The organism is Brevibacillus parabrevis, assembly GCF_022701015.1.
Lineage (GTDB): Bacteria > Bacillota > Bacilli > Brevibacillales > Brevibacillaceae > Brevibacillus > Brevibacillus parabrevis.
The window spans coordinates 4807287-4827384 of the sequence record NZ_CP064090.1 but is presented as its reverse complement, the minus strand read 5'-3'; the positions used below and the strand labels follow the sequence as shown (position 1 = coordinate 4827384).

Below are 20098 nucleotides of genomic sequence, written 5' to 3'. Positions count from 1 at the left end.
CAAAAGATAGAGGAATATCGTCGTTTTTTACCGTTTCCAGCGCTATCCTGCTTGTCCATTCAGTCCCTTCCTTCTACAATTAACAGTACGATCTTGGTGGGCTGATTCGAGGAATGCCTTGAAACGGTTGCTATCCTATAGTAGATTAAGAATCGTGTGAATCTTATTGGAAACGGAGTGGACATTTTGCTGAAAAAAATTACGTCATTCATGTTGGCTGTTGCCCTGGTGCCTATGGCGGCCTTTTCTGCTGCGGCAGCGCCTGCGCAAGCTGCCATCAAAGTCGAGTACAATAAAAAAGAGATTGTATTCCCGGATCAAAAGCCTGTGATCCGTGATAGCCGTACACTTGTACCGATTCGTCCCATTGCAGAGTCCCTCGGATTCAAAGTCGATTGGAATGAAAAAACAAGAACCGTGACCATCGATAAAGGCAACGATAACATTCGCCTCGTCGTAACGCAAAAAATTGCGAAGAAAAATGGACAAACCATCAATCTCGATGTGCCTGCGCAAATTGTCAACCAGCGCACGGTCGTGCCTGTTCGCTTTATCGCTGAAGCGCTGAGCTACAAAGTGGACTGGGACCCGGCTTCCCAAACAGTGCTCATTGCCGATCAGCAAACGACACAGCCAGGCCAGCCGCAAACTCCGCAACCGACAAAACCGACGACTGGCGAAGAGAAAAAGCCTGATCAGGTTGTCTTGATCAACGATGAAAGTGTTGTCGGAAAGACAAGCTCCCTTTTCCAGATCGGTCTGTACCAAGTAACCGGAAAAGTGGACCCGAAATCTGAGGTTATTGTAGTCATCGGCGATGAGTCGTATGAAGCGGAAGTAAAAGCAGATGGCACGTTCGAATTTATTGGCGACGCTGAAGACGGCATCCGTCAATTTACGGTCAAAGCCGAGAAGGACGGCAAGAAAGATACTTATGAAGGGGAATTTGTCTCCGTTGATTAAGGGAGCCACTTCCTGAGTAAGAACACCTCCTGCACACCACACTATGTGCAAGGAGGTGTTTTTTGTTGAAGCGATTTTGTGTAAGCATCTGTGCGTCTCTTCTGATCGCGGGCTTGGTGACAGGATGTTCGCCAAACAAAGAACAAGGCACCGAAGATCGGGGCGGGAATCAGGCAAAATTCGAATCGTATGGCATCAACTATCGCAATGACAACGCAGGGATGGACAAAGGTCCGGCAGCGATGATCAGCCAAAAAATGGTCCATAACCGGGAGCCTCATCTCGTCTCGTATCTGGAGCGGCATGCGGAAAAAATACCGGGAGTCGTCGATATTAAAGTGTTGGCTTACAAAGACAACCTGCTCGTCGGTGTGTTGCCAGTAGATACGCCAAAGCCAGACGAGGTCAACCCGCGTCCGACCATCCCTTATACGCCAGGCAAGATCGTCCGCAACGACAACGGACATACCGATGCGCTGCAAAAGCGGGTAGTGGACCGGATGAGGGGCAGGCTACAGACTGAATCCCGGTTCAATCTGATGTACGTGTCCACCAACCGGGCGATTTACGATCGCATTGCCGATTTGCATGAACGAATCTTGCGCGGCGAGGAAATCAACAATGAAGAATTTCAACTGCTGCTCAATGATATCGGTTATAGCGTCAAAGGTTACAATCTCGTTGACTGACAGAAGAACCACCTGGCTGCCCGGGTGGGCTTTTTGTCGATCGGCGCACGATGGCAGGAGTTTTGCAAGAAATGGGGAAATAGTCTGGAAGAGTAGGAGAACGGCAAGGAGTGCAACGCATGAGTCAATTCCAGGTACCCATTTCCAAAATTACTCTCCCCGGGCAAAAGCCATACGTGCTCAGACGCCCAGCCCTGGCGAGGAAGCTGCGGCTTCTTGCGCATGCGCAGCTCTGTCTGATTCACGCGGGAGCAGGCTACGGCAAAACAACATCGTTCGCCACGTTTTTGCACGATGAGTCCCGCAACGCTTCTTGGTATTTCATCGCAGAAGAGGATACGGCGTTAGCTGACTTTTTGTGGTGTCTGGTGGAAAGTGTCCGGCGGGTCGCACCTGATTTTGGACAGACGCTTCGCGAGTTGCTGGAAAAGGAAAAGGAAGCGAAGTCCGCTGCTGCTTTCGCGAAAGCAGCGCAGGGGGAAAACGGGAAGCGCTTCGCTGATTGGTTTGCCAGGGAATGCGCACGGCTGCCGGATCAGTTTGTGATTGTGCTCGATCGTTACGAGCGAGTGGCTGGCGACAGCGAAATCGACCGTTTCGTGTCTGAGCTGGTTCAGCATGTGCCGCACAAGGTCAAGCTGGCGATTTTGACACGCATCCGCCCTGTGTGGAAAAATTTAGAATTACTCACAGCGCGAGGCGAGTGTCTGGAGCTTACGACCGATGATTTGGCGTTTACGATCGAAGAAAGCGAAGCCTTTTACTCGGATCAGTATGATATCGCACTGACCGAGGACGAATGGCAGCAAGTTGCGGAAGTGACGCGCGGCTGGGTCATGGCGCTTCGGTCCATCGGTGAAAAAATTGCCAGAGGCTTCAAGCTGTCGGATAGCTTGCATGAGCTGTCCCGCCTGCTGCACCTGCTGGAAGCGGATGTCTGGGTCGGGCTGAAAGAAGACATGCAGCATTTCTTGATGGAGGCAGCGGCGCTTGAAACGTTCACCGAGGAAGATGGCAGGCAAGTTTTAGGGGCAAAAGCAGGGGAGATGCTGCAAGAGGCAAAGCGAAGCAATCTCTTTTTGCATGTCGACGAACGGGAACGCTATTTTTTTCATCCGTTATTTCAGCGGCTGTTATCCGGTAAACTCGCTTCGCATCAGGACATTTACACGCGGGTGAATCAGGCGGCAGCCCTCTGGTTTCGGCGAAAAGGCGAGGAAGAACAGGCATTTGAGCGTTTGCGGCTGCTGGAGCGCTGGGACTTGCTCGGCTCTTGGGTTCGCCAGGCCGCAGAGCGGTTTTTGAGCGCGGGTGTGCTGGACGGTTTGTACAAATGGCTGGCTTTATTGCCCGACTCGGTGAAAGCAGAGGAGCATTGGCTCTGGTTTTATCAGGGGGAAGTGGAGCGGTACCGCTGTCTGTACGCCAAGGCGTTTGCCTCGTATGAGCAGTTTCTAGTGTTTTGCGAGCAAAAGCAGGACAGGATCGGGTTATGCCGCGGGCTGGAAGGCAAAGCGAGAGTACACCTGGACAGCGTTCAGGGGGTGCAGGCAGAGGCGCTGCTGATGCGCGCGATCGAACAGTTGCCTGTGCAGGAGCAGGAAAGCGAACTGGCGCCGAGGCTGTACAGGCTGTTGGCAGAAATTTATACGAACAGAGGCGATTCCAGGCAGGCAGCGGCCTGGTATGAAAAGAGCCAGGAGCTGGAGCAGCAGACAGAAGTTGAGCTGGAATCGCGGCTGTTGTTCCGGACGGGGCGGCTGCAATCGTCCATCCAGCTGCTGGAAACGAAGTGGCAGCTGGAGCAGACTAGACACCCGACCTTGACGCGCTCGTACCGGGAGACGTCCTTATTGCTTTCTTTTGTCTACGCGTTGGACGGAGAGTGGGAGCGGGGCTTCGAGGCCGCAGAGACGGCGATCCAGCTCGGACGGGCGGCGCATTCTCCGTTCGTCGAGGCCAACGGCTACGTGAGAAAAGCGCATGCCGCTCTAATCAGTCAAGGACTGCCTGCGGACGAGATTCGCAAGCTGTACGAAAAAGGTTTGCATATGATGGAAGAGTTGCAGTCGACGCGCGGCAAATCGGAGACGCTGCTCGGTCTGACGCTGTATCACGCCAGTCAAAAGGCGCTTGATCAGGCGCTTTTGTACGGCAAGCGCGGGATTGCGGAGACAGAAGCGATGCGTGACGACTGGCTGGGCAGCCTGGTTCGGATGGCGATTGGAATAGCCTACGCCAAATACGGCAAAGATGCAGAAGCATTGGAAACGTTTCGCGATTGTTCCGAGCGGTTGAGCCATTGCGGCGACAGCTATCATGTGGCGATCTGCCAGTTATGGCTCAGCTTTTTGGCATACCGGAGCAAGCGCTGGGAGTTGTTTGTCCCGGCTGTGACGCAGGCGTTGTCGTTGATGCAGACGGGAGAATACGCCTTTTTGCTGCAACGCCCTACCTTGCTCACGCCGTATGATGTGCAGCAGCTGATGCCGATATTGCTGGAAGCGGAGCGGCGCAAAGTATCGCCGGATTACATCTCACAGCTTTTGAACGACCTCGGGCTGCAAAACGTGACGTTCCACCCCGGGTATACGCTGCGCATCCAGACTTTGGGGGCGTTTCGCGTCTGGCTGGGAGAGCGGGAGCTGAGCGAAAAGGCGTGGCAGCGCGGGACGGCCAAGCTGTTGTTTCAGCTTTTGCTGACGAAACGTCACCACTTGTTGGCTCGCGAGGAAATCATGCATCGGCTGTGGCCTGACAGTATCGAGGAAGCGGCGATTCGCGACTTCAAAGTGGCGCTGAATGCGCTGAACAAAGCGTTGGAGCCGGACCGCGCCGCGCGATCGGACACGTTTTTTATCCAGCGTCACGGCAGCTCTTACGGCTTCAACCTCGCTTCCGGCTACCTTTTGGATGTAGAGGAATTTGAAAAGCTGGTCGCGCTCGGGCTGTCCGAGCAGGACGTGCGCCAAGCCACTCTTTTGCTCGAAAAAGGCTTGGGTTACTACCTCGGTGAGTATTTGCCGGAGTGCCGCTACGAGGAATGGTGCGTCGAGGAGCGGGAGCGAGTCCAGGCACTGTTTTTGCGCGGGGCGGAGCGGCTGGCAAAAATCAGGCTGGAACAAGGCCAGCAGGAGCAGGCGATTCGCTGGTGTGAAGCGATCTTGCGCGTGGACGATTGCTGGGAAGAAGCGTATCGGCTGCTGATGACAGCCTATTATGAACAAAACAACCGGACCCAGGCGATCCGCTGGTACAAAAAATGTGTCGCGAAGCTTCAGGAACAGCTCGGCGTTGCTCCGATGCAGGCGACGCAGGAGACGTATTGGCGCATCAGGGAAAAGTGAAAGGCCGCATGCGTGCGGTCTTTTTTGCGTTTGGGCAGGAAACATCTTGCCTGCGCGCCGGGCAAAAGTTTGGCAACGGAATGGAAAAGTGGCCTATTGACAAAACTAGGAGCGTTTCGTAAACTAATTTTTGTACTGACCAGTCAGTTCAAAGACGATAAGGAGGACGGGAGTGATGGCACCTTCGAAAAAGGATCAAATCGCTCAGGGAGCGTTGACAGCATTCGCCCAATTGGGTTACAGCGAAACGACGATGGACGCGATTGCAGAAATGGCGCAGGTGGCGAAAGGAACGCTTTACTACCATTTCTCGACCAAAGAGGAGCTTTTCTTGTACGTGATTGAAAAAGGCGTGAAGATGCTGATTTACCATGTCGATAGTGTGATGCAAAATGAACAGCTGACTTTGGAAGATCGCATGCTGAATGTGTTGGATGAGCATCTTCGCTTCTTTTCCGAAAACCGCGAGCTGTGCTTCCTGCTGCTCAGTGTCTTTACGGGAGATGAGCAGCGCGATTTGACCGTCGCCAAGCTGTTGACGGGATATTTTACGATGATGGAATCTTACATGACCCGATTGCAGGAGCAAGGGTATATACGAGCGGATGTGGAAATCGGGACGCTCGCCTCGGCGTTGTTCGGCATGGTCGGTTTTACCGCCATTCGCAAACAATACCGCAAAGAACCGCTGGACACGCCGGAAAACAAACATACGCTGCGCTGCTTCCTGGCGGGCATGTTGCAGACGAAACAATAACAAACAACAAGCACATAAAGAGACAGAGGAGAAATCGAAAATGAAGAAACGTGCATGGATCGGGGTAGCCGGATTTGTAGCCGGAATTGCAGTATTGGGAACGGTTTTGCTCGGGTCTGGCGGAAGCAGCCTGGCAGGGCAAAAGGCGACACAAGTGACAGGCGTCGTGGAGGGAACGGAAGTCGATCTTTCCTTTAAAATGGGCGGATCGATCGAGCAGATCGCTTTCAAAGAAGGCGATGAAGTAAAGGCAGGCCAACTGGTCGCTACCTTGAACAGTGAAGAGTTGCTGGCGAAAAAGGAACAAGCCGAAGCAGCCTATCGCCTGGCGCAAGTGAAGCTCGATCAAGCGAAAAAAGGTGTTTCCTTGACGGACAGCTCCAGTGACGCTCAGGTCGATCAGGCGCAAGCAGTCGTCAGCTCGGCACAGGCTCAACTGGCGGCAAACAAAAACGGAGCGCGCGCCGAGGAAATTTCCCAGCTGAAAGCCAAGTTGCAGGCAGCCCAAACATCCAATCAGATCGCCGCTTCCAACCTGGAGCGGATGAACAAACTGCTGAAAGAGGGAGCCGTTCCCCAGGTAAAAGTCGAGGAAGCGCAAATGCAGGCAGAAAAAGCAAGCGCAGAACTGAAGGCAGCCGACGAGCAGTTGAAAATGGCTACCACAGGGGCACGCCGCGAGCAAGTAGACGCAGCGCAAGCTCAGCTTGATCAGGCGAAAGCAGCTTACAAGCAAGCCGTAGCCGCACGCGGTCAAGTAGGATTGAAGGAGCTGGACGTGAAATCGGCTGAAGCGGGTGTACTGCAAGCCAAAGGAGCTTTGGCTGAGATTGAAGCGTATTTGAACAACACGAAGCTGGTTGCGCCGATGGACGGAGTCGTCAAATCTGTTGCGGTGCAACAAGGCGAGCTGGTTGTACAAGGCTTTACCGTTTTGACCATTCAGGCAAAATCCGATAACTACGTGAAGCTTTACGTGAACGAATACACGCTGGGGCAAATCAAGACAGGCGATACGGTCAAACTGTACGTGCCAGCCTTGAAACGGGAAGTGGAAGCGAAAATCGCCACGATTGCACCAGCAGCTGATTTTGCGGTGAAAAAGGCGACACAGGAGTTGGGCGATCGCGACATTCGTTCCTTCCAGGTGAAGCTGTTCCTGGCTGATCCAGAGCTGCGGCCAGGTTTGACGGTCGAGTGGAAGATCGAAGGAGCTGTTCATAGTGAGTGATTTCTCCCGGCTCTTTTTAAGCGAATGGAAAAACATGTTTGCGAACAAAACAATCCGCAACGTCATTTTTCTCGTACCGATCATTTACTTGACCCTGTTTGGCTTTTTGTACAGTGAAAAGAAAGTGATGCACATTCCGACCGTCATGGTGGACGCGGATCAGTCAGAGCTGAGCCGCGAGCTGTATCGGGCGTTTGAGGTCGATCAGACGTTTCAGGTTACATCTATCGTAGGCACCGAAGAGGAAGCGATGCGGCTGATTGACAAGGGCGAGGCCAATATTGCCTTGATCATTCCCGCCGAGCTGGAGAAGAACGTCAAGGCTGGACGGTCAGCCGAAGTATTGACGGTCATTGACGGCAGCAACATGATGATTTCCAACACCGCTGTCCGCGCAGCGAGCACGGTCGTCAAGTCGGTGTCCGCAGGCGCCACGCTGAAAAAAATGGAGGCGAAAGGCAGTTGGGGCGAAGAAGGGGTAAATCTTTTCACCGGAATCGACTATCGCTATCGCGTGCTGTACAATCCGACTTTCAGCTACATGTCCTTCATGGTTTTCGGTTTGACAGGAACGGTATTTCAACAGGTGTTGTTTCTCGGCATCGCCCTGTCAGTAGCGCAACAGAAGGAAGAAGGAACGTGGCAGGACACGCTGAGATCCCACAGCTTCTGGGCGATCACGGCAAGCAAGCTGCTGCCTTATTTCCTCGCAGGAACCTTGAACGTATTTTTGGGCTTCGTACTGCTGCTCAAAGGGTTCGAAATCCCGTACTACGGCAGCACCCTTGACTTGATGCTGATCGCAACCGCCTTTAACCTGGCCGTGCTCGCCATCGGGTACGCGATTTCTTTCTTCTCCAAAGACCAGCTGCAAGCGACACAAGTTGCGATGATGATTGCCGTTCCTTCGTTCATGCTGTCCGGCTTTACATGGCCGCTGGCATCAATGCCGACTGCGGTCGCTGCGATTGGTAAATCTTTGCCGCTCACCTACTTTTTGAACGGCGTCAGAGAAATCTTGAGCAAAGGTCACGGGCTGTCCTACGTCACGCACGACCTGGTTGTTTTGGGCTTCATGATCTTGCTCGGTCTGTTCTCGGCCTATTGCATATACTTGTTACAGACAAGGAAAAAAAAGGAAACCATTGCCGAAACGACAACGGTTTAGCGAGATTTGCAGAAAAGAAACCCTTGTGTTGTAAAGAATCTTTCCTATATACTTACTTAAAAAAGGCAGATTCTTCAACGCAAGGGGGACATTATGTCAGCGACTCATCTGAAGCAATTGTGCGAAGAGACGTACACCAAGTTGAAAAAGGTAAGCATGGAACTGGAGCGTTATCTCAATCAGGTTACCTTGTCTAGTCTTGTATCTGCATCGGGGGACCCGGAAGAGTTTGAATCTTACTACAGAACTTATCTGTCCGATTTGCGCCACTTGCTCGTCTACTGTGAAAATGCGTACGACAGGCTGGGAGTATCTTTGCGCCGGGCAAGGTTCAACGAAGACTTTGCCGAAGAAGTGCTGTATCAGGTGTACCACACCTGCATCAATTACTTCTATTATCCAAAAGGCGAAGTGTACGAGGAAGACGGACGCTATGCTTACACAGGCCAGGACTGTATTATCTTCCGCAAGCAGGTCACACCGGAGTTGGAGCAACTGACCTTGTCCTTGTCGAGAGTTTTTGAGCAAATGCGCGATGAACTGCAATATTATGAAAATGACTATATAGCGAAAAAACGATTGGAAAGAGAAAAAGCACAGGCGTAAACCTGTGCTTTTTTGTGCTTTCCCTGCTTTCAAACGCCGACTGGCTGGTGAATCGCCGTGACGATACTCTCGACTTCCGCAAGCATGCCTTGGCGGGCAGCGTCGTCCACGTATGGGACAGCAGCGAAATTGCGGTAAGTGACATCGTAGCCGATCATCGACAAGCTGCCATCGACGATTTGCTTTTTCACTACATCGTCGAAGCCTGTCTTTTTCATTTCCGGCTCGGATTCCCTCGTCGTCGTAATGACGATAGCCTGCTTGTTTTTCAACAGGCCGACAGGGCCGTGGGCCTCGTAACGAAAAGCAAAGCCGTTGGTGAATACCCGGTCGATATAGCCTTTGAGAATGGCGGGAGCCGACCACCACCAGACAGGGTAAATCATCACGAGCAGGTCAGCTTCTGAAATCAGCTCCTGTTCAGTCATGACATCAGCAGATGCAGTGCCGTTCGACACTTTTTGCATGTCAGCCGCCTGAAAAACAGGCTGAAACTTCATTTGATACAAATCGCGCACGTCATAAGCGATGTTTTGCTTCTGCAACGTCTGGGTGACGCGGTCGAGTATGGCATGGCAAAAGCTCTCTTTTCCTTCCTGGGCAAACACGATGCATGCTTTCATACTCCATCCCTCCGTATATATCGGTTAGACTGTCTATTCGAACCCGAAGCGCAGGCGCATGAAAAACTTGTTCAGCAGTCCGCCTACCGTCGTCTGCTTCGTTTCGGCGCGGGCCGGTTTTGCTGGTTTGGCTTGCCGCAGCGTCTGATTGACGTTGATCATCCCGTATCCGTAAAGCTGGTCGTGACCAGGAGCGCCGAGGTCTGTTGCGGACTGGCGAATCAGCTCCATCACATCACGGTTTTTCATATCCGGATGGACAGAACGCACCAGTGAGGCAAGAGCAGCGACATGCGGGCAAGCCATCGAAGTGCCGGAGAGCGAAGCGTAGTCGCTGTAAATGTACGTGCTGGGAATATCGACGCCAGGAGCGGCTACATCCACGTAATCGCCAAAGTTGGAGAAATCGGCGCGTTCTTTGCGGTGATCGACCGCAGCTACGGCGAGCACTTCGTCATAAGCAGCCGGGTAGCTCGGCTGGTTGGTCGCGTCATTGCCGGAAGCAGCTACGAGGATGACATTTTTCTCGAAGGCGTAGCGGCATGCTTCTTTCAAAGCGGCGGAAGAGGTATAGTTGCCGACGCTGAGGTTGATGACATCGGCACCGTGGTCGGTAGCCCAGTAAATGCCCTGGGCGATATCCACGGCTGACCCTGAGCCGTCTGCGCCGATTGCTTTAATCGGCATCAGCTTGCTGTTCCACGACATGCCGGCAATTCCGTCGGCGTTGTTCGTCTTGGCTGCGATGACGCCTGAGACGTGTGTTCCGTGACCGTTGTCGTCTTCCGGCTTGTTGTTGTCGGTGAGCACGTTGTAGCCTTCGACCAGCTTCCCGGCGAACTCGGGATGTTTGAGATCGACGCCTGTATCGACGACGGCCACGATGACGTCGCTGCTGCCTTCGCTCACATCCCAGCTTTGCTCCATGCCGATTAAAGGCAAATTCCACTGGTATTCGGTGTAGTACGTATCATTCGGTTTGCGATTGGGGAGCAGCAAATAGTTCGGTTCGGCAAACACGGAATCAGGGTGCTCGGCGAGCTTTTTCATCAGTTGTTTGGTCGTCAGGCTTTTGGATTTGATGATCAGAAATTGCTCAAAATCGCGCTTGATTTTGGCATCCAGCGACGCAACCAGCTCGTCGATTTTTTTCTGCTCCGGTCGCGGTGAGAAACGGACGACGACTTCATGCTCGACGTAGTGGCTGCGGTCACGCGGGTTGTGATGCAGCGTTTGGATGTGGCTTTTCTTTTCCAGATCTCTGCGAATGTCCTTGACCTGCTCGATATAGTTGATTCGCGGTATGCTCGCCTCGACGGAAGTGACGCGGGGATGAGGTTCGCGCATTTCCTGCTCTGCATTTTGATGATGGCGGTAGGGGATGACGACCAGACCAACCAGGGCTAGGGCGGCGATAATTGGGGGCAAGACGCGCAAAAAAACTCACTCCCTCCAGTGCTGATGACTATAGCGTGCACACGGAGAGAGTGATTATGAAGGAAATAGCTTACATTCGGTTGTCAAAAGGGCGAACGGGCACCGGACGAAGCGAGCGGCGCGGAAGCTTCCAGCCTTGATAGACGGAAACCATTCGGCAAGCAATAATGACGCTGAACAGCGTGTACATCTCGCCGACTGTCGATGCCCACTTCATGCCGACCGCCACTCCGGCAGCCATGGCCCAGACTGCGTAGATTTCTTCCTGGAAAACCAAAGGCTTGCGGCCTGCGAGAACATCGCGGATAATTCCGCCGCCAATTCCAGTCAGTACCGCTGCCACAATCGTGGCGCTAAGCGGATAATTCATTTGTGTCGCATAAAGCGCACCTTGAATGGCAAACGCAGAAAGCCCGACCGCGTCGAAAAACATTCCCCAGCGATTCCACAAGCCAAGGTACTTATGCGGCAGAACAAAGACGATAAGCATGGATATGAGTGCGATCGTAAACAGTGTGCCTTGATTCCAAAAAGCAGTGAGCGGGATTCCGAGCAAAATATTCCGCATGATCCCACCGCCGAATGCGGTTGCCATTCCGAGAACGATTACCCCCAAGATGTCGTACTCTTCCTCCATGGCAATAATAGCGCCGCTGATCACGAACGCTACAGTGCCAACGATGTTAAACCATTCCCAAGACATGTATTCTTCAACGTCCTTCCTAATTGATCAATCCAAGTTGCAACAAGCCGTGTCGGATGCCGTCTTCGTTTACGTGGCGGGTCACCATATTGGCAAAAGGCTTCAGTTCTTCATGCGCATTTCCCATAGCGACACCCATTCCGACGTAAGACAGCATTTCCCTGTCGTTAAGCCCGTCTCCGAATGCGACAGCATCAGCAGGCGTCAGTCCTTCATGCTTCAGGATCGCTTCAATGCCACGCGCTTTCGAACCGCCTTTTGGCAGAATGTCGAGGACGCGATTGTGCCAGCGCACATACGACACTTGCGCAAATTTTTCGGTATAAACCGCTTCTTCTTCTGCTGTGCAGTATAGAAACGCCTGGTAGATCGGAGCGACTTCCCAGTAGCGGTCATGGTGTGCCGGGGCCGGCAAGCGCAGGAAATCAAACGAGTCAATCACGTGCGGATGATCGGCTGCATTCGCATAGCATTGTTCATGGCTCAAAAACACCATAGGGTGCTCGTGCCCATGTGCCAACTGTTCCAGCTCGGCCAAGGTCGAAGTGGCAAAAGGGGTATGGTGAATCACCTTTTGCTCGCTCACCACGTAAGAGCCGTTAAACCCGATGAATGTATCGATGCCAAGCTGTTTGGCGATCGGCATCAGGTGATAGGGGGAGCGGCCAGTGGCAATTGCCACCCGAATCCCGTTTTGCCTCAGTCTGTTTACGGCGTCCACCGTTGATTGCGGGATGGCGTGTTCCGTGTTCAGCAAAGTACCGTCGATGTCAAAAAAGACAATTTTGTACGCCATTTGTTCTCTCCACTCTTTCTCTTTATAATAGCGCCGCGAAAAACGAGCAACATGCACGAAAAACAAGCGGCCATACAGGCGCCGCCTAAGCGTTTGAAACGTTTGAAGACAACAGAAAAAGGAATGTCGGAAAAGACATTCCTTTTCACTTCGCTATTAGAATACAGCCACTTCCGTCTCGCTGTCAAATAGATGACATTTGGAAAGGTCCATGGCGAGTTTGACCGTCATTTTTGGCTTCAGCTCTTCACGGGAATCTACGCGGGCCACCATTTGCGTGTTCCCGATATTATGGAAGTAAACATACAGCTCGGAGCCCATGTTTTCCACTACTTCGACCTGTGCTTCCAGCGTGCTTTCAAACGGATTGGCTTCCATGAACGCAGCATCGCTGTAAATGTCTTCCGGACGAATGCCAAAGATGGCCGGTTTGTTTACATAGCCTTTGTCGCGCAAAATTTTCGCCTTGTCGTCCGGGAAGCGGACGTGGATGTTTTCCGCGTCGAAGTACAGGGCGCCGTCTTTTTCGGAAAGCTGTCCTTTGACGAAGTTCATCGCAGGGGAGCCGATGAAGCTTGCGACGAACAGATTGACCGGATGGTTGTAAATCTCGTTCGGCGTCGCTACTTGCTGGATCAAGCCGTCTTTCATGACGACGATCCGGTCGCCCATCGTCATCGCCTCTGTCTGGTCATGGGTGACGTAAATGATCGTCGTATTCAGGCGTTGGTGCAGCTTCAAGATTTCCGTGCGCATCTGGACGCGCAGCTTGGCGTCGAGGTTGGACAACGGTTCGTCCATCAAAAAGACTTGCGGCTCGCGAACGATGGCGCGACCGAGCGCGACACGCTGTCGTTGACCGCCGGAAAGCGCTTTCGGCTTGCGGTCGAGCAAATGCGAAATATCGAGAATCCGGGCCGCTTCCTGAATGCGCGCATCGATATCGCTCTTGGAAAATTTGCGGAGCTTCAAGCCAAACGCCATGTTTTCGTATACGTTCATGTGCGGATAGAGGGCGTAGCTCTGAAAAACCATCGCGATATCCCGATCTTTCGGAGCGACGTCGTTGACGCGACGATCGCCTATGTACAAGTCACCGTCGGAAATTTCCTCCAGCCCGGCAATCATCCGCAACGTTGTCGACTTTCCGCAGCCCGATGGCCCGACGAGAACGAGAAACTCGCGATCTTGAATCTCCAGATGAAAATCGTCTACCGCTGTTACGTTTCCGGCGTACCGTTTGTATATGTGGTTCAGTGTCACTTTTGCCATGGAAAAGGCACCTCCTATAGTTTTGAAAAAGCGAGAGCGTGGATAACCTTTTTGCAAGAGTAACAATTTTTAGACAGTTGGACTATGGGCGAAATGTACAAAATGTTTTGTTAATGCTGCCGAAAGAGCAAATACAGCTGGAGCAGCACCGCATCGGGAAACTGCCGCGGATCAAGCCCCGTCTGTTCCGTCAGCTTGTCGAGCCTGTATAACAGCGTGTTGCGATGCAAAAAGAGCTGACGTGCCGTTTCGCTGACGTTCAACTGGCGGGCAAACAGCGTTTCCAACGTTTCCAGCTGCTCCGTACTGATCTGCGGAACGGACATGAGACTTGCCAGCTCATTGGCAATGGACTTCGCGGTTTCTTTCGGCAGCGAGGCAGCCCAGCGCTCCAGCGGATACATCCAGTCGCCAGCGACCATGACGTGCGGGCGATAATGCTGGAGAGTGCGAGACAGCAGCAACTGCCCGTAAACCGTTTTTTCCAGAGCGGAAGGGCGATGCACAGGGGCGCTGACAACAATGCGGACAGGCTCCATCCACTCCGTAGAAATCAGATCGTGCAGCCCGGATGCCCATTCCAGCAAATCGGCTTGCTCCTCGGAGCCTTCCAGGATAGAAACAGGCAGCAACAGGACAGAATAAGCATGACTTAATGGAAAGAAAGCGAGACTGGACGAACCTGGCGTGTAAGCCGTCGTCTCCCGGAAAAAGGGGTGCAGACAGCTTTGCAGCGATTCCCAGGTACCCGTGCCTTCTGTGCGGCTGCGCTCGAGCAAAAAGGAGAGCCGCGCTTCTTTCCACGGCCAAACAAGGTCAAGACGCTCAGGCGGAGCCAGTCGGCTTCCGGTCACAAACGATTGCAACCACGCGGCAATCTGCTCGTGAAGAGTCAGAGGCGCGTTTTCTTTCGTGCGGGAAAAAAACAGACTCAACAAAGAACGGGACGTAGCGGGCCACTGTGTCGATTCAATCAGAACGAGATAGGCCATCTCGTGTTCTGACCCAAGCGAAACAAGCTCCCAGCCTTTTTGCTCCCACTCTTGTTGAGTCTGGCTGATTTCGGCTTCCAAAACTTTGACACAAATGATCGGCAAATTCGTCACTTGCTTGATTTGCTCGATTTCTCTCATCCATTTCTCCACAAGACGACCTCCGTCACAAACAACTGGCGTACGTCTATTATACCGTACTCTAGGCGAGTGTGGCGGCGGTTTCCTGCAAGCTTGCGGTTTGCACAGGCGTGCCCACAAACGGTTCCTGGGGGACGCCACCCATCGTATGCAGCGTGATTTCCGGGCGGGAACGCAGGCGGATGTTCAGTCCCGTCTGGCCGAGTCCTTCACTTATATAGAAAGGGCGCCCGTCAAACTCGTGCAGACCTTTGACCATATTCAGCCGCACGAGCTTGCCCATTTTCACCAGATGGTACGGGCGCGGCCAATGAATTTGTCCGCCGTGGAAATGTCCCGCCAGCAAATAGTCGTAGGCGTAGTCTTTCATTTGCAGGACGAGGTTCGGATCATGGGTGAGCACGAGGCGCGCCCCCGTTTTCGGAACGGATTGAAAAGCTTTTTCCAGTTGGCTTCGGCGTGTGCTGAAATCATCGACGCCGATCACATGCAGCAGTTGACCGTGATGCTCGACCGTGATGTGCTGGTTGACGAGGACCTGACAGCCGATCCGTTCCAGCTCCGACTTGAGTTGAGCGAGCTTGAGCGGCGACAGCACGTAGTCGTGATTGCCAAAAACGACGAATGTGCCGAGCGCAGGCTGCAATTGCATCAGCTTTTCTACGTAGGCGACTGCTTTCGGGATGTTTTTGTGGCGATCCAGCAAATCTCCGGTAATCGCGAGCAGATCGACGGATTGCCCGGAAAAATCGCGGACGATTCGCATCGGGTCAATCGACAAATTTTCCATATGCAAATCGGACAAATGCAAAATGTTGAGCGGTTCGAAATCTTGCGGATCACGCAAATGCGGCGACGAGGCGAGCGGTATGGTCACATGATTGGTATGGACGTCAAATGTATTGCGGTACGCTTTTATGAAGAGCAAGGCGAGAGCGGCAACTAGCAAAAACCATAGCATCTCTTCCGGCCATCTCCTTTATCTCTAAGGTAGTGTCATTATACTCGATTTCTTCGCTTTTCGAATAAGTAGGTTCTGGCAGAAGGAATTTATCGAAAAGTGCAGAAATATTATGAATGTTGCGTAGTGAAGAATTCTATTTGGGGTTTAGGAGAGTGAGAGTATGAATGTAGAAAAAATTCCGGCGACAGAAGGCCGATTCAACCTGGAGAACTACGACGAGACGTACGCCCAATTTGACTGGAAGGAAGTCGAGAAGCAATTTTCCTGGTATGAGACGGGAAAAGTAAACATGGCGTATGAAGCGATTGACCGCCATCTTTCTACGGAGCGCAAGGACAAGATCGCGCTTATGTACAGCGATTTGACCAGAGAAGAGACCTACACCTTTGCACAGTTGAGCGAATTGTCCAATAAATTCGGGAATGTTTTGCGCAATCTGGGGATTGTAAAAGGCGACCGCGTATTCGTCTTCATGCCGCGTACGCCAGAGCTTTATGTAAGCGTTTTAGGAACGCTCAAAGTGGGCGCGATTGTCGGCCCGTTGTTCGAGGCATTCATGGAAGCTGCCGTGCGCGACCGTCTGGAAAACAGCGAAGCGACCGCGATCGTGACGACGCCGGCTCTCTTGCCGCGCATCCCTGTATCCGAGCTGCCAGCACTGAAGCACGTCATTGTCGTGGGGGCAAAAGAGGAACTGAAGGAAGGACAAATCAGCTTCGAAAAAGCGATGGCAGAGGCGTCCTCTGAGCTGGAAATCGAGTGGGTGGATCGCGAGGACGGCATGATTTTGCACTATACGTCCGGATCGACTGGCAAGCCAAAAGGCGTGCTGCACGTCCACAACGCGATGATCCAGCATTACCAGACCGGAAAATGGGTGCTCGACCTGCAAGAGGATGACGTTTACTGGTGTACAGCTGATCCGGGCTGGGTGACAGGAACTTCTTACGGAATTTTCGCACCGTGGCTGAACGGCGTGACAAACGTGATCCGCGGCGGCCGCTTCACACCGGAAGACTGGTACAAAACGATCGAAAAAAATAAGGTGACCGTCTGGTACAGCGCACCGACCGCGTTCCGCATGCTGATGGGAGCGGGCGACGAAGTGGTGAAGCGCTTCGATCTGTCCAGTCTGCGCCACGTTTTGAGCGTGGGCGAGCCACTCAACCCGGAAGTCGTGTATTGGGGACTTCGCGTGTTCAACCACCGTATTCACGACAACTGGTGGATGACGGAAACAGGCGGACAGCTGATTTCCAACTACCGCAGCATGGCGATCAAGCCAGGCTCGATGGGCAAGCCTTTCCCTGGCGTATACGCGGCGATTATCGACGATCAGGGCAACGAGCTGCCGCCAAACCGGATGGGCAACCTGGCGATCCGCGTCGGCTGGCCGTCCATGATGAGACAAATTTGGAACAACCCTGCCAAATACCAAGAGTATTTCAGCATCCCAGGCTGGTATGTATCTGGCGACTCCGCCTACAAGGACGAGGAAGGCTACTTCTGGTTCCAGGGGCGCATTGACGATGTGATCAATACTTCCGGCGAGCGCGTTGGCCCGTTTGAGGTCGAGAGCAAGCTGGTCGAGCATCCGGCTGTTGCGGAAGCAGGCGTAATCGGCAAGCCTGATCCGCTGCGCGGCGAAATCATCAAGGCGTTCATCTCCTTGCGCGCGGGTTACGAGCCAAGCGAAGCCTTGATGGATGACATCCGCAAGTTCGTGAAGGAAGGACTCGCTGCTCACGCTGCACCGCGTGAAATCGAGTTTCGCGACAAACTGCCAAAAACACGCTCCGGAAAAATTATGCGCCGTGTCCTGAAGGCGTGGGAACTGGGCTTGCCGACAGGCGACCTGTCCACGATGGAAGACTAATCCGAGCGGATAAAAATGAAGAACCATCTCTAGCGCATGAGCGGGAGATGGTTCTTTTTTTTGTTAGTGGGGAATGGGGCGGTGCGGGTGGTTATGGTCGTGTGAGTGCTCGTGTCGTGTTGATGATCGTGCGGGTACCTGTGGTTGTGCAGCTGGCTATAATCGTGCGACTGGCTGCGAGCGTGGCAGGTGGTCATAGGCGTTTGATTTAGTTGCGGTTATGCGAATGCCCTTGGTTATGCGAGTGCTCGTGGTCGTGCGAATGCTTTTGGTCATGCGTATGGTCGTGGTTATGCGAGTGCTCGCGGTCGTGCGAATGCCCGTGGTCATGGGAGTGCTCGGAGTCGTGCGAATGCTCTTGGTTATGCGAATGCCCGTGGTCATGGGAGTGCTCATGATCATGCGAATGCTCCCCCGTACCACCCTGACAATGCAACTCTCCATGCGAGATGGAAGAGTTCTCGATTTGGATCGTCGCATGGGTGATGCCAAACTCTTTTTGCAACAGCGCCAAAGCGGCATCGAGAATCGGGTAGCTCGGCAAATCGTCCTCGACAATCAGATGGCACGTCAAGGAGTCGAAGCCTGAAGTGACGGTCCAAACATGCAAATCGTGAACTTTTACCACGCCGTCAAGCTGTCCGAGCCGCGTTTCTACTTTTGTCGTATCGATACGGGAAGGCGCTCCTTCCAGCAAAATGTTGACCGACTCCTTCGTCACGCGCCATGCGCTCAGCATGATCAAAAAGGCGACGACGATGCTGATAATCGGGTCGGCGATGTACCAGCCAAAGGCGAGCATGAGCACACCGCCGAGGATTGCCCCTACGGAGCCGAGCATATCGCCCAGCACGTGCAGGTAGGCGCTGCGCACGTTTACGTTGTCCTTGTAATCGCCGCGCATGAGGACGAAGGCTGCGGCGATATTGGCGAGCAAGCCGACGGAAGCGATGATGATCATTTTGCCGCTCGCGACTTCAGGCGGCTGGAGCAGACGTTGGAATCCTTCCCAAAAGATGAATAGGGAAATCAGGACGAGCGTGACGCCATTGGTCAAAGCGGCGAGAATCTCGAAGCGCTTCATGCCGAATGTTTTTTGGGCAGAGGGCGGCCGGGCCGCAAAATGGAGCGCGACCAGACTTAGCAGCAGTGCCAAGGCATCGCTCAGCATATGTCCAGCGTCGGACAAAAGCGCGAGACTGTTGGTCAAAAAACCTCCGATCGTCTCGACGATCAAAAATACAGTGATGATCAGAAAAGAGGTGAACAGCGCTTTTTTGCTGGCGCCTTTTCCGTGGTGATGGTGGTCGTGCCCATGCCCATCTCCGTGATCGTGATGATGCAAGCCCATAATGATTCCTCCTCGATAGGATCGTTTAGCGAACGAGTCGATCTGCCAGAAAAAGGGCGTCTTTGCCTACGCCGCCCATGAGTGCGGAAGCGCGGGAATGCTGCCAGGGAAGCCCGAGAAAATACAGGCCGGACACCTCGGTTACGCCTCGCTCGTGCCGTGGCCAGCCGTTTGGATCGCGTACGTCCGGGATCGCAAGCCAGCTATAGTCAGGGCGAAATCCGGTGGCCCATAAAATGTTTGGAAAGCTCGCCTGCTCGCCGCCTGCGAAATAGGCGGTGCGATCCGCAATGCGAACGGTGCGTTCCGTCAGGCGCAAGGCTCCGGTTTTCGTCAGAGCTTTCATTTCCTTGCGGTAGCCAAAAATCGGATCAGGTCGTTTCATCAATTGCTTTCCAGCCCATGAGGAGCGGGGAGCATCAAGCAAGCCGAACCGTTGCATGTAGTCAAAAATAGTTTTGCCCAAAACATACAAAGGCAAATGAAGCCGGGTCTGCCCGCTGGAAAAGATGACAGGGCGATGTCTGGCGAGTTCCACAGCAAGCTGCGCACCGGAGTTGCCTGCTCCGACTACGAGGACAGGCCCGTCCCGGAACGAATGCTCGTTTTGGTAGTCCGCCGTATGCAGCGACACGACATCGGGGGCCAATCGCTCGACAATCGGCGGGATGTACGGTATTTGAAAAGGGCCTGTCGCCACGACGACGTTTTTGGCGCGCGATGTTCCTGCTTCTGTCTGCACCAGAAAGCCGGATGCTGTACGTTCTACCCGCTGGACAGCTGTATTCAGGCGCACAGGCAGCTGGAAATGCGCAGCGTACTGTTCCAGGTAGTCTGCTGCCTCATCTTTGGTGGGAACCGTCTGCGGCTCTCCGGGAAAGGGCAGGCCGGGAAGCCCGTTGTTTTGCCGAGCGGTAAACAGCACGAGCGAATCATAACGTTTTCGCCAGCTGTCTCCCAAGCGCCCGTTTTTTTCGAAAATGACAAAGCGAGCTTTCCGTTGCTGGAGCAGAGCACCAAGCGCGAGGCCGGATTGGCCGCCACCGATGATGATGACTTCGTAATCGTGCATGGGTGAAACCTTCTTTCAAGCGGGAATTTACCTAAATCATACCACATTCAATCTTATATTCAAGCAATCATTTGAATGTATTTTCGCAAACGAACAAAAAAAGGCCGCCA

The 20098-nt window shown here is 53.3% G+C and carries 16 protein-coding genes and 1 pseudogene; 8 read left to right on the top strand and 9 right to left on the bottom strand.

The genetic code is table 11. From position 1 onward, the window contains the following. Nucleotides 1-156 precede the first annotated feature (156 nt). The 7 genes from IRJ17_RS22155 (at nt 157) to IRJ17_RS22125 (ending at nt 8761) form a co-directional block, all read left to right on the top strand. A complete protein-coding gene (locus tag IRJ17_RS22155) occupies nt 157-963 on the top strand; it encodes a copper amine oxidase N-terminal domain-containing protein (RefSeq protein ID WP_173599755.1) in 807 nt (268 codons plus the stop codon). 65 nt (nt 964-1028) lie between these two features. Then, a complete protein-coding gene (locus IRJ17_RS22150; protein WP_122965886.1) occupies nt 1029-1652 on the top strand; it encodes a sporulation protein in 624 nt (207 codons plus the stop codon). Nucleotides 1653-1771: 119 nt separating this feature from the next. Further along, nucleotides 1772-4999 (top strand): AfsR/SARP family transcriptional regulator, encoded by a 3228-nt coding sequence (locus IRJ17_RS22145; RefSeq protein WP_173595586.1) that lies wholly within the window; start codon nt 1772-1774, stop codon nt 4997-4999. A gap of 175 nt (nt 5000-5174) precedes the next feature. Further along, entirely contained in the window at nt 5175-5756 is a 582-nt protein-coding gene (locus IRJ17_RS22140; RefSeq protein ID WP_122965644.1) for a TetR/AcrR family transcriptional regulator, read from the top strand. A gap of 40 nt (nt 5757-5796) precedes the next feature. After that, a complete protein-coding gene (locus tag IRJ17_RS22135) occupies nt 5797-6987 on the top strand; it encodes an HlyD family secretion protein (RefSeq protein ID WP_242771936.1) in 1191 nt (396 codons plus the stop codon). After that, on the top strand, nt 6977-8155 hold the full coding sequence (locus IRJ17_RS22130; RefSeq protein WP_173595976.1) for an ABC transporter permease: 1179 nt from the start codon (nt 6977-6979) through the stop codon (nt 8153-8155). The genes IRJ17_RS22135 and IRJ17_RS22130 overlap by 11 nt, the downstream gene beginning before the upstream one ends. Nucleotides 8156-8248: 93 nt before the next feature. Further along, the gene (locus tag IRJ17_RS22125) at nt 8249-8761 is read left to right on the top strand and encodes a DUF3907 family protein (protein ID WP_063227734.1); all 513 of its coding nucleotides are present in this window, start codon (nt 8249-8251) and stop codon (nt 8759-8761) included. Between the two features lie 29 nt (nt 8762-8790). Here IRJ17_RS22125 and IRJ17_RS22120 read toward each other — a convergent pair whose 3' ends face one another. The 7 genes from IRJ17_RS22120 to IRJ17_RS22090 form a co-directional block, all read right to left on the bottom strand. Beyond that, complete coding sequence (locus IRJ17_RS22120) at nt 8791-9384, bottom strand: NAD(P)H-dependent oxidoreductase (RefSeq protein ID WP_122965647.1); 594 nt, start codon at nt 9382-9384, stop codon at nt 8791-8793. 33 nt (nt 9385-9417) lie between these two features. Continuing rightward, nucleotides 9418-10821 carry a S8 family peptidase gene (locus tag IRJ17_RS22115; protein ID WP_122965648.1) on the bottom strand — a complete coding sequence of 468 codons (1404 nt, stop codon included), beginning with the start codon at nt 10819-10821 and terminating at the stop codon, nt 9418-9420. A gap of 70 nt (nt 10822-10891) precedes the next feature. Then, nucleotides 10892-11524 carry a trimeric intracellular cation channel family protein gene (locus IRJ17_RS22110; RefSeq protein ID WP_122965649.1) on the bottom strand — a complete coding sequence of 211 codons (633 nt, stop codon included), beginning with the start codon at nt 11522-11524 and terminating at the stop codon, nt 10892-10894. 19 nt (nt 11525-11543) lie between these two features. Then, nucleotides 11544-12320 (bottom strand): Cof-type HAD-IIB family hydrolase, encoded by a 777-nt coding sequence (locus IRJ17_RS22105; protein ID WP_122965650.1) that lies wholly within the window; start codon nt 12318-12320, stop codon nt 11544-11546. A gap of 156 nt (nt 12321-12476) precedes the next feature. Beyond that, nucleotides 12477-13592 (bottom strand): ABC transporter ATP-binding protein, encoded by a 1116-nt coding sequence (locus IRJ17_RS22100; protein WP_063227739.1) that lies wholly within the window; start codon nt 13590-13592, stop codon nt 12477-12479. 110 nt (nt 13593-13702) lie between these two features. After that, nucleotides 13703-14737 (bottom strand): PucR family transcriptional regulator, encoded by a 1035-nt coding sequence (locus IRJ17_RS22095; protein WP_122965651.1) that lies wholly within the window; start codon nt 14735-14737, stop codon nt 13703-13705. A gap of 49 nt (nt 14738-14786) precedes the next feature. Continuing rightward, the gene (locus IRJ17_RS22090; RefSeq protein WP_242771933.1) at nt 14787-15686 is read right to left on the bottom strand and encodes a metallophosphoesterase; all 900 of its coding nucleotides are present in this window, start codon (nt 15684-15686) and stop codon (nt 14787-14789) included. Between the two features lie 163 nt (nt 15687-15849). Here IRJ17_RS22090 and acsA point away from each other — a divergent pair, with 163 nt between their 5' ends. Continuing rightward, entirely contained in the window at nt 15850-17565 is a 1716-nt protein-coding gene (gene acsA / locus IRJ17_RS22085; protein ID WP_122965653.1) for an acetate--CoA ligase, read from the top strand. 364 nt (nt 17566-17929) lie between these two features. Here acsA and IRJ17_RS22080 read toward each other — a convergent pair. Together IRJ17_RS22080 and IRJ17_RS22075 are read right to left on the bottom strand one after the other, a co-directional pair. Beyond that, a pseudogene (locus tag IRJ17_RS22080) lies at nt 17930-18916 on the bottom strand (cation diffusion facilitator family transporter); the annotation flags it as partial. Between the two features lie 25 nt (nt 18917-18941). Next, nucleotides 18942-19988, bottom strand: a complete 1047-nt coding sequence (locus IRJ17_RS22075; protein WP_242771930.1) for a flavin-containing monooxygenase — start codon at nt 19986-19988, stop codon at nt 18942-18944. Nucleotides 19989-20098 lie beyond the last annotated feature (110 nt).

Coding starts and splice junctions, on each gene's coding strand:
- IRJ17_RS22140 (WP_122965644.1), top strand. CDS start 5,175: ATGGCACCTTCGAAAAAGGATCAAATCGCTCAGGGAGCGTTGACAGCA.
- IRJ17_RS22135 (WP_242771936.1), top strand. CDS start 5,797: ATGAAGAAACGTGCATGGATCGGGGTAGCCGGATTTGTAGCCGGAATT.
- IRJ17_RS22145 (WP_173595586.1), top strand. CDS start 1,772: ATGAGTCAATTCCAGGTACCCATTTCCAAAATTACTCTCCCCGGGCAA.
- IRJ17_RS22100 (WP_063227739.1), bottom strand. CDS start 13,592: ATGGCAAAAGTGACACTGAACCACATATACAAACGGTACGCCGGAAAC.
- IRJ17_RS22090 (WP_242771933.1), bottom strand. CDS start 15,686: ATGCTATGGTTTTTGCTAGTTGCCGCTCTCGCCTTGCTCTTCATAAAA.
- acsA (WP_122965653.1), top strand. CDS start 15,850: ATGAATGTAGAAAAAATTCCGGCGACAGAAGGCCGATTCAACCTGGAG.
- IRJ17_RS22105 (WP_122965650.1), bottom strand. CDS start 12,320: ATGGCGTACAAAATTGTCTTTTTTGACATCGACGGTACTTTGCTGAAC.
- IRJ17_RS22110 (WP_122965649.1), bottom strand. CDS start 11,524: ATGTCTTGGGAATGGTTTAACATCGTTGGCACTGTAGCGTTCGTGATC.
- IRJ17_RS22075 (WP_242771930.1), bottom strand. CDS start 19,988: ATGCACGATTACGAAGTCATCATCATCGGTGGCGGCCAATCCGGCCTC.
- IRJ17_RS22125 (WP_063227734.1), top strand. CDS start 8,249: ATGTCAGCGACTCATCTGAAGCAATTGTGCGAAGAGACGTACACCAAG.
- IRJ17_RS22120 (WP_122965647.1), bottom strand. CDS start 9,384: ATGAAAGCATGCATCGTGTTTGCCCAGGAAGGAAAAGAGAGCTTTTGC.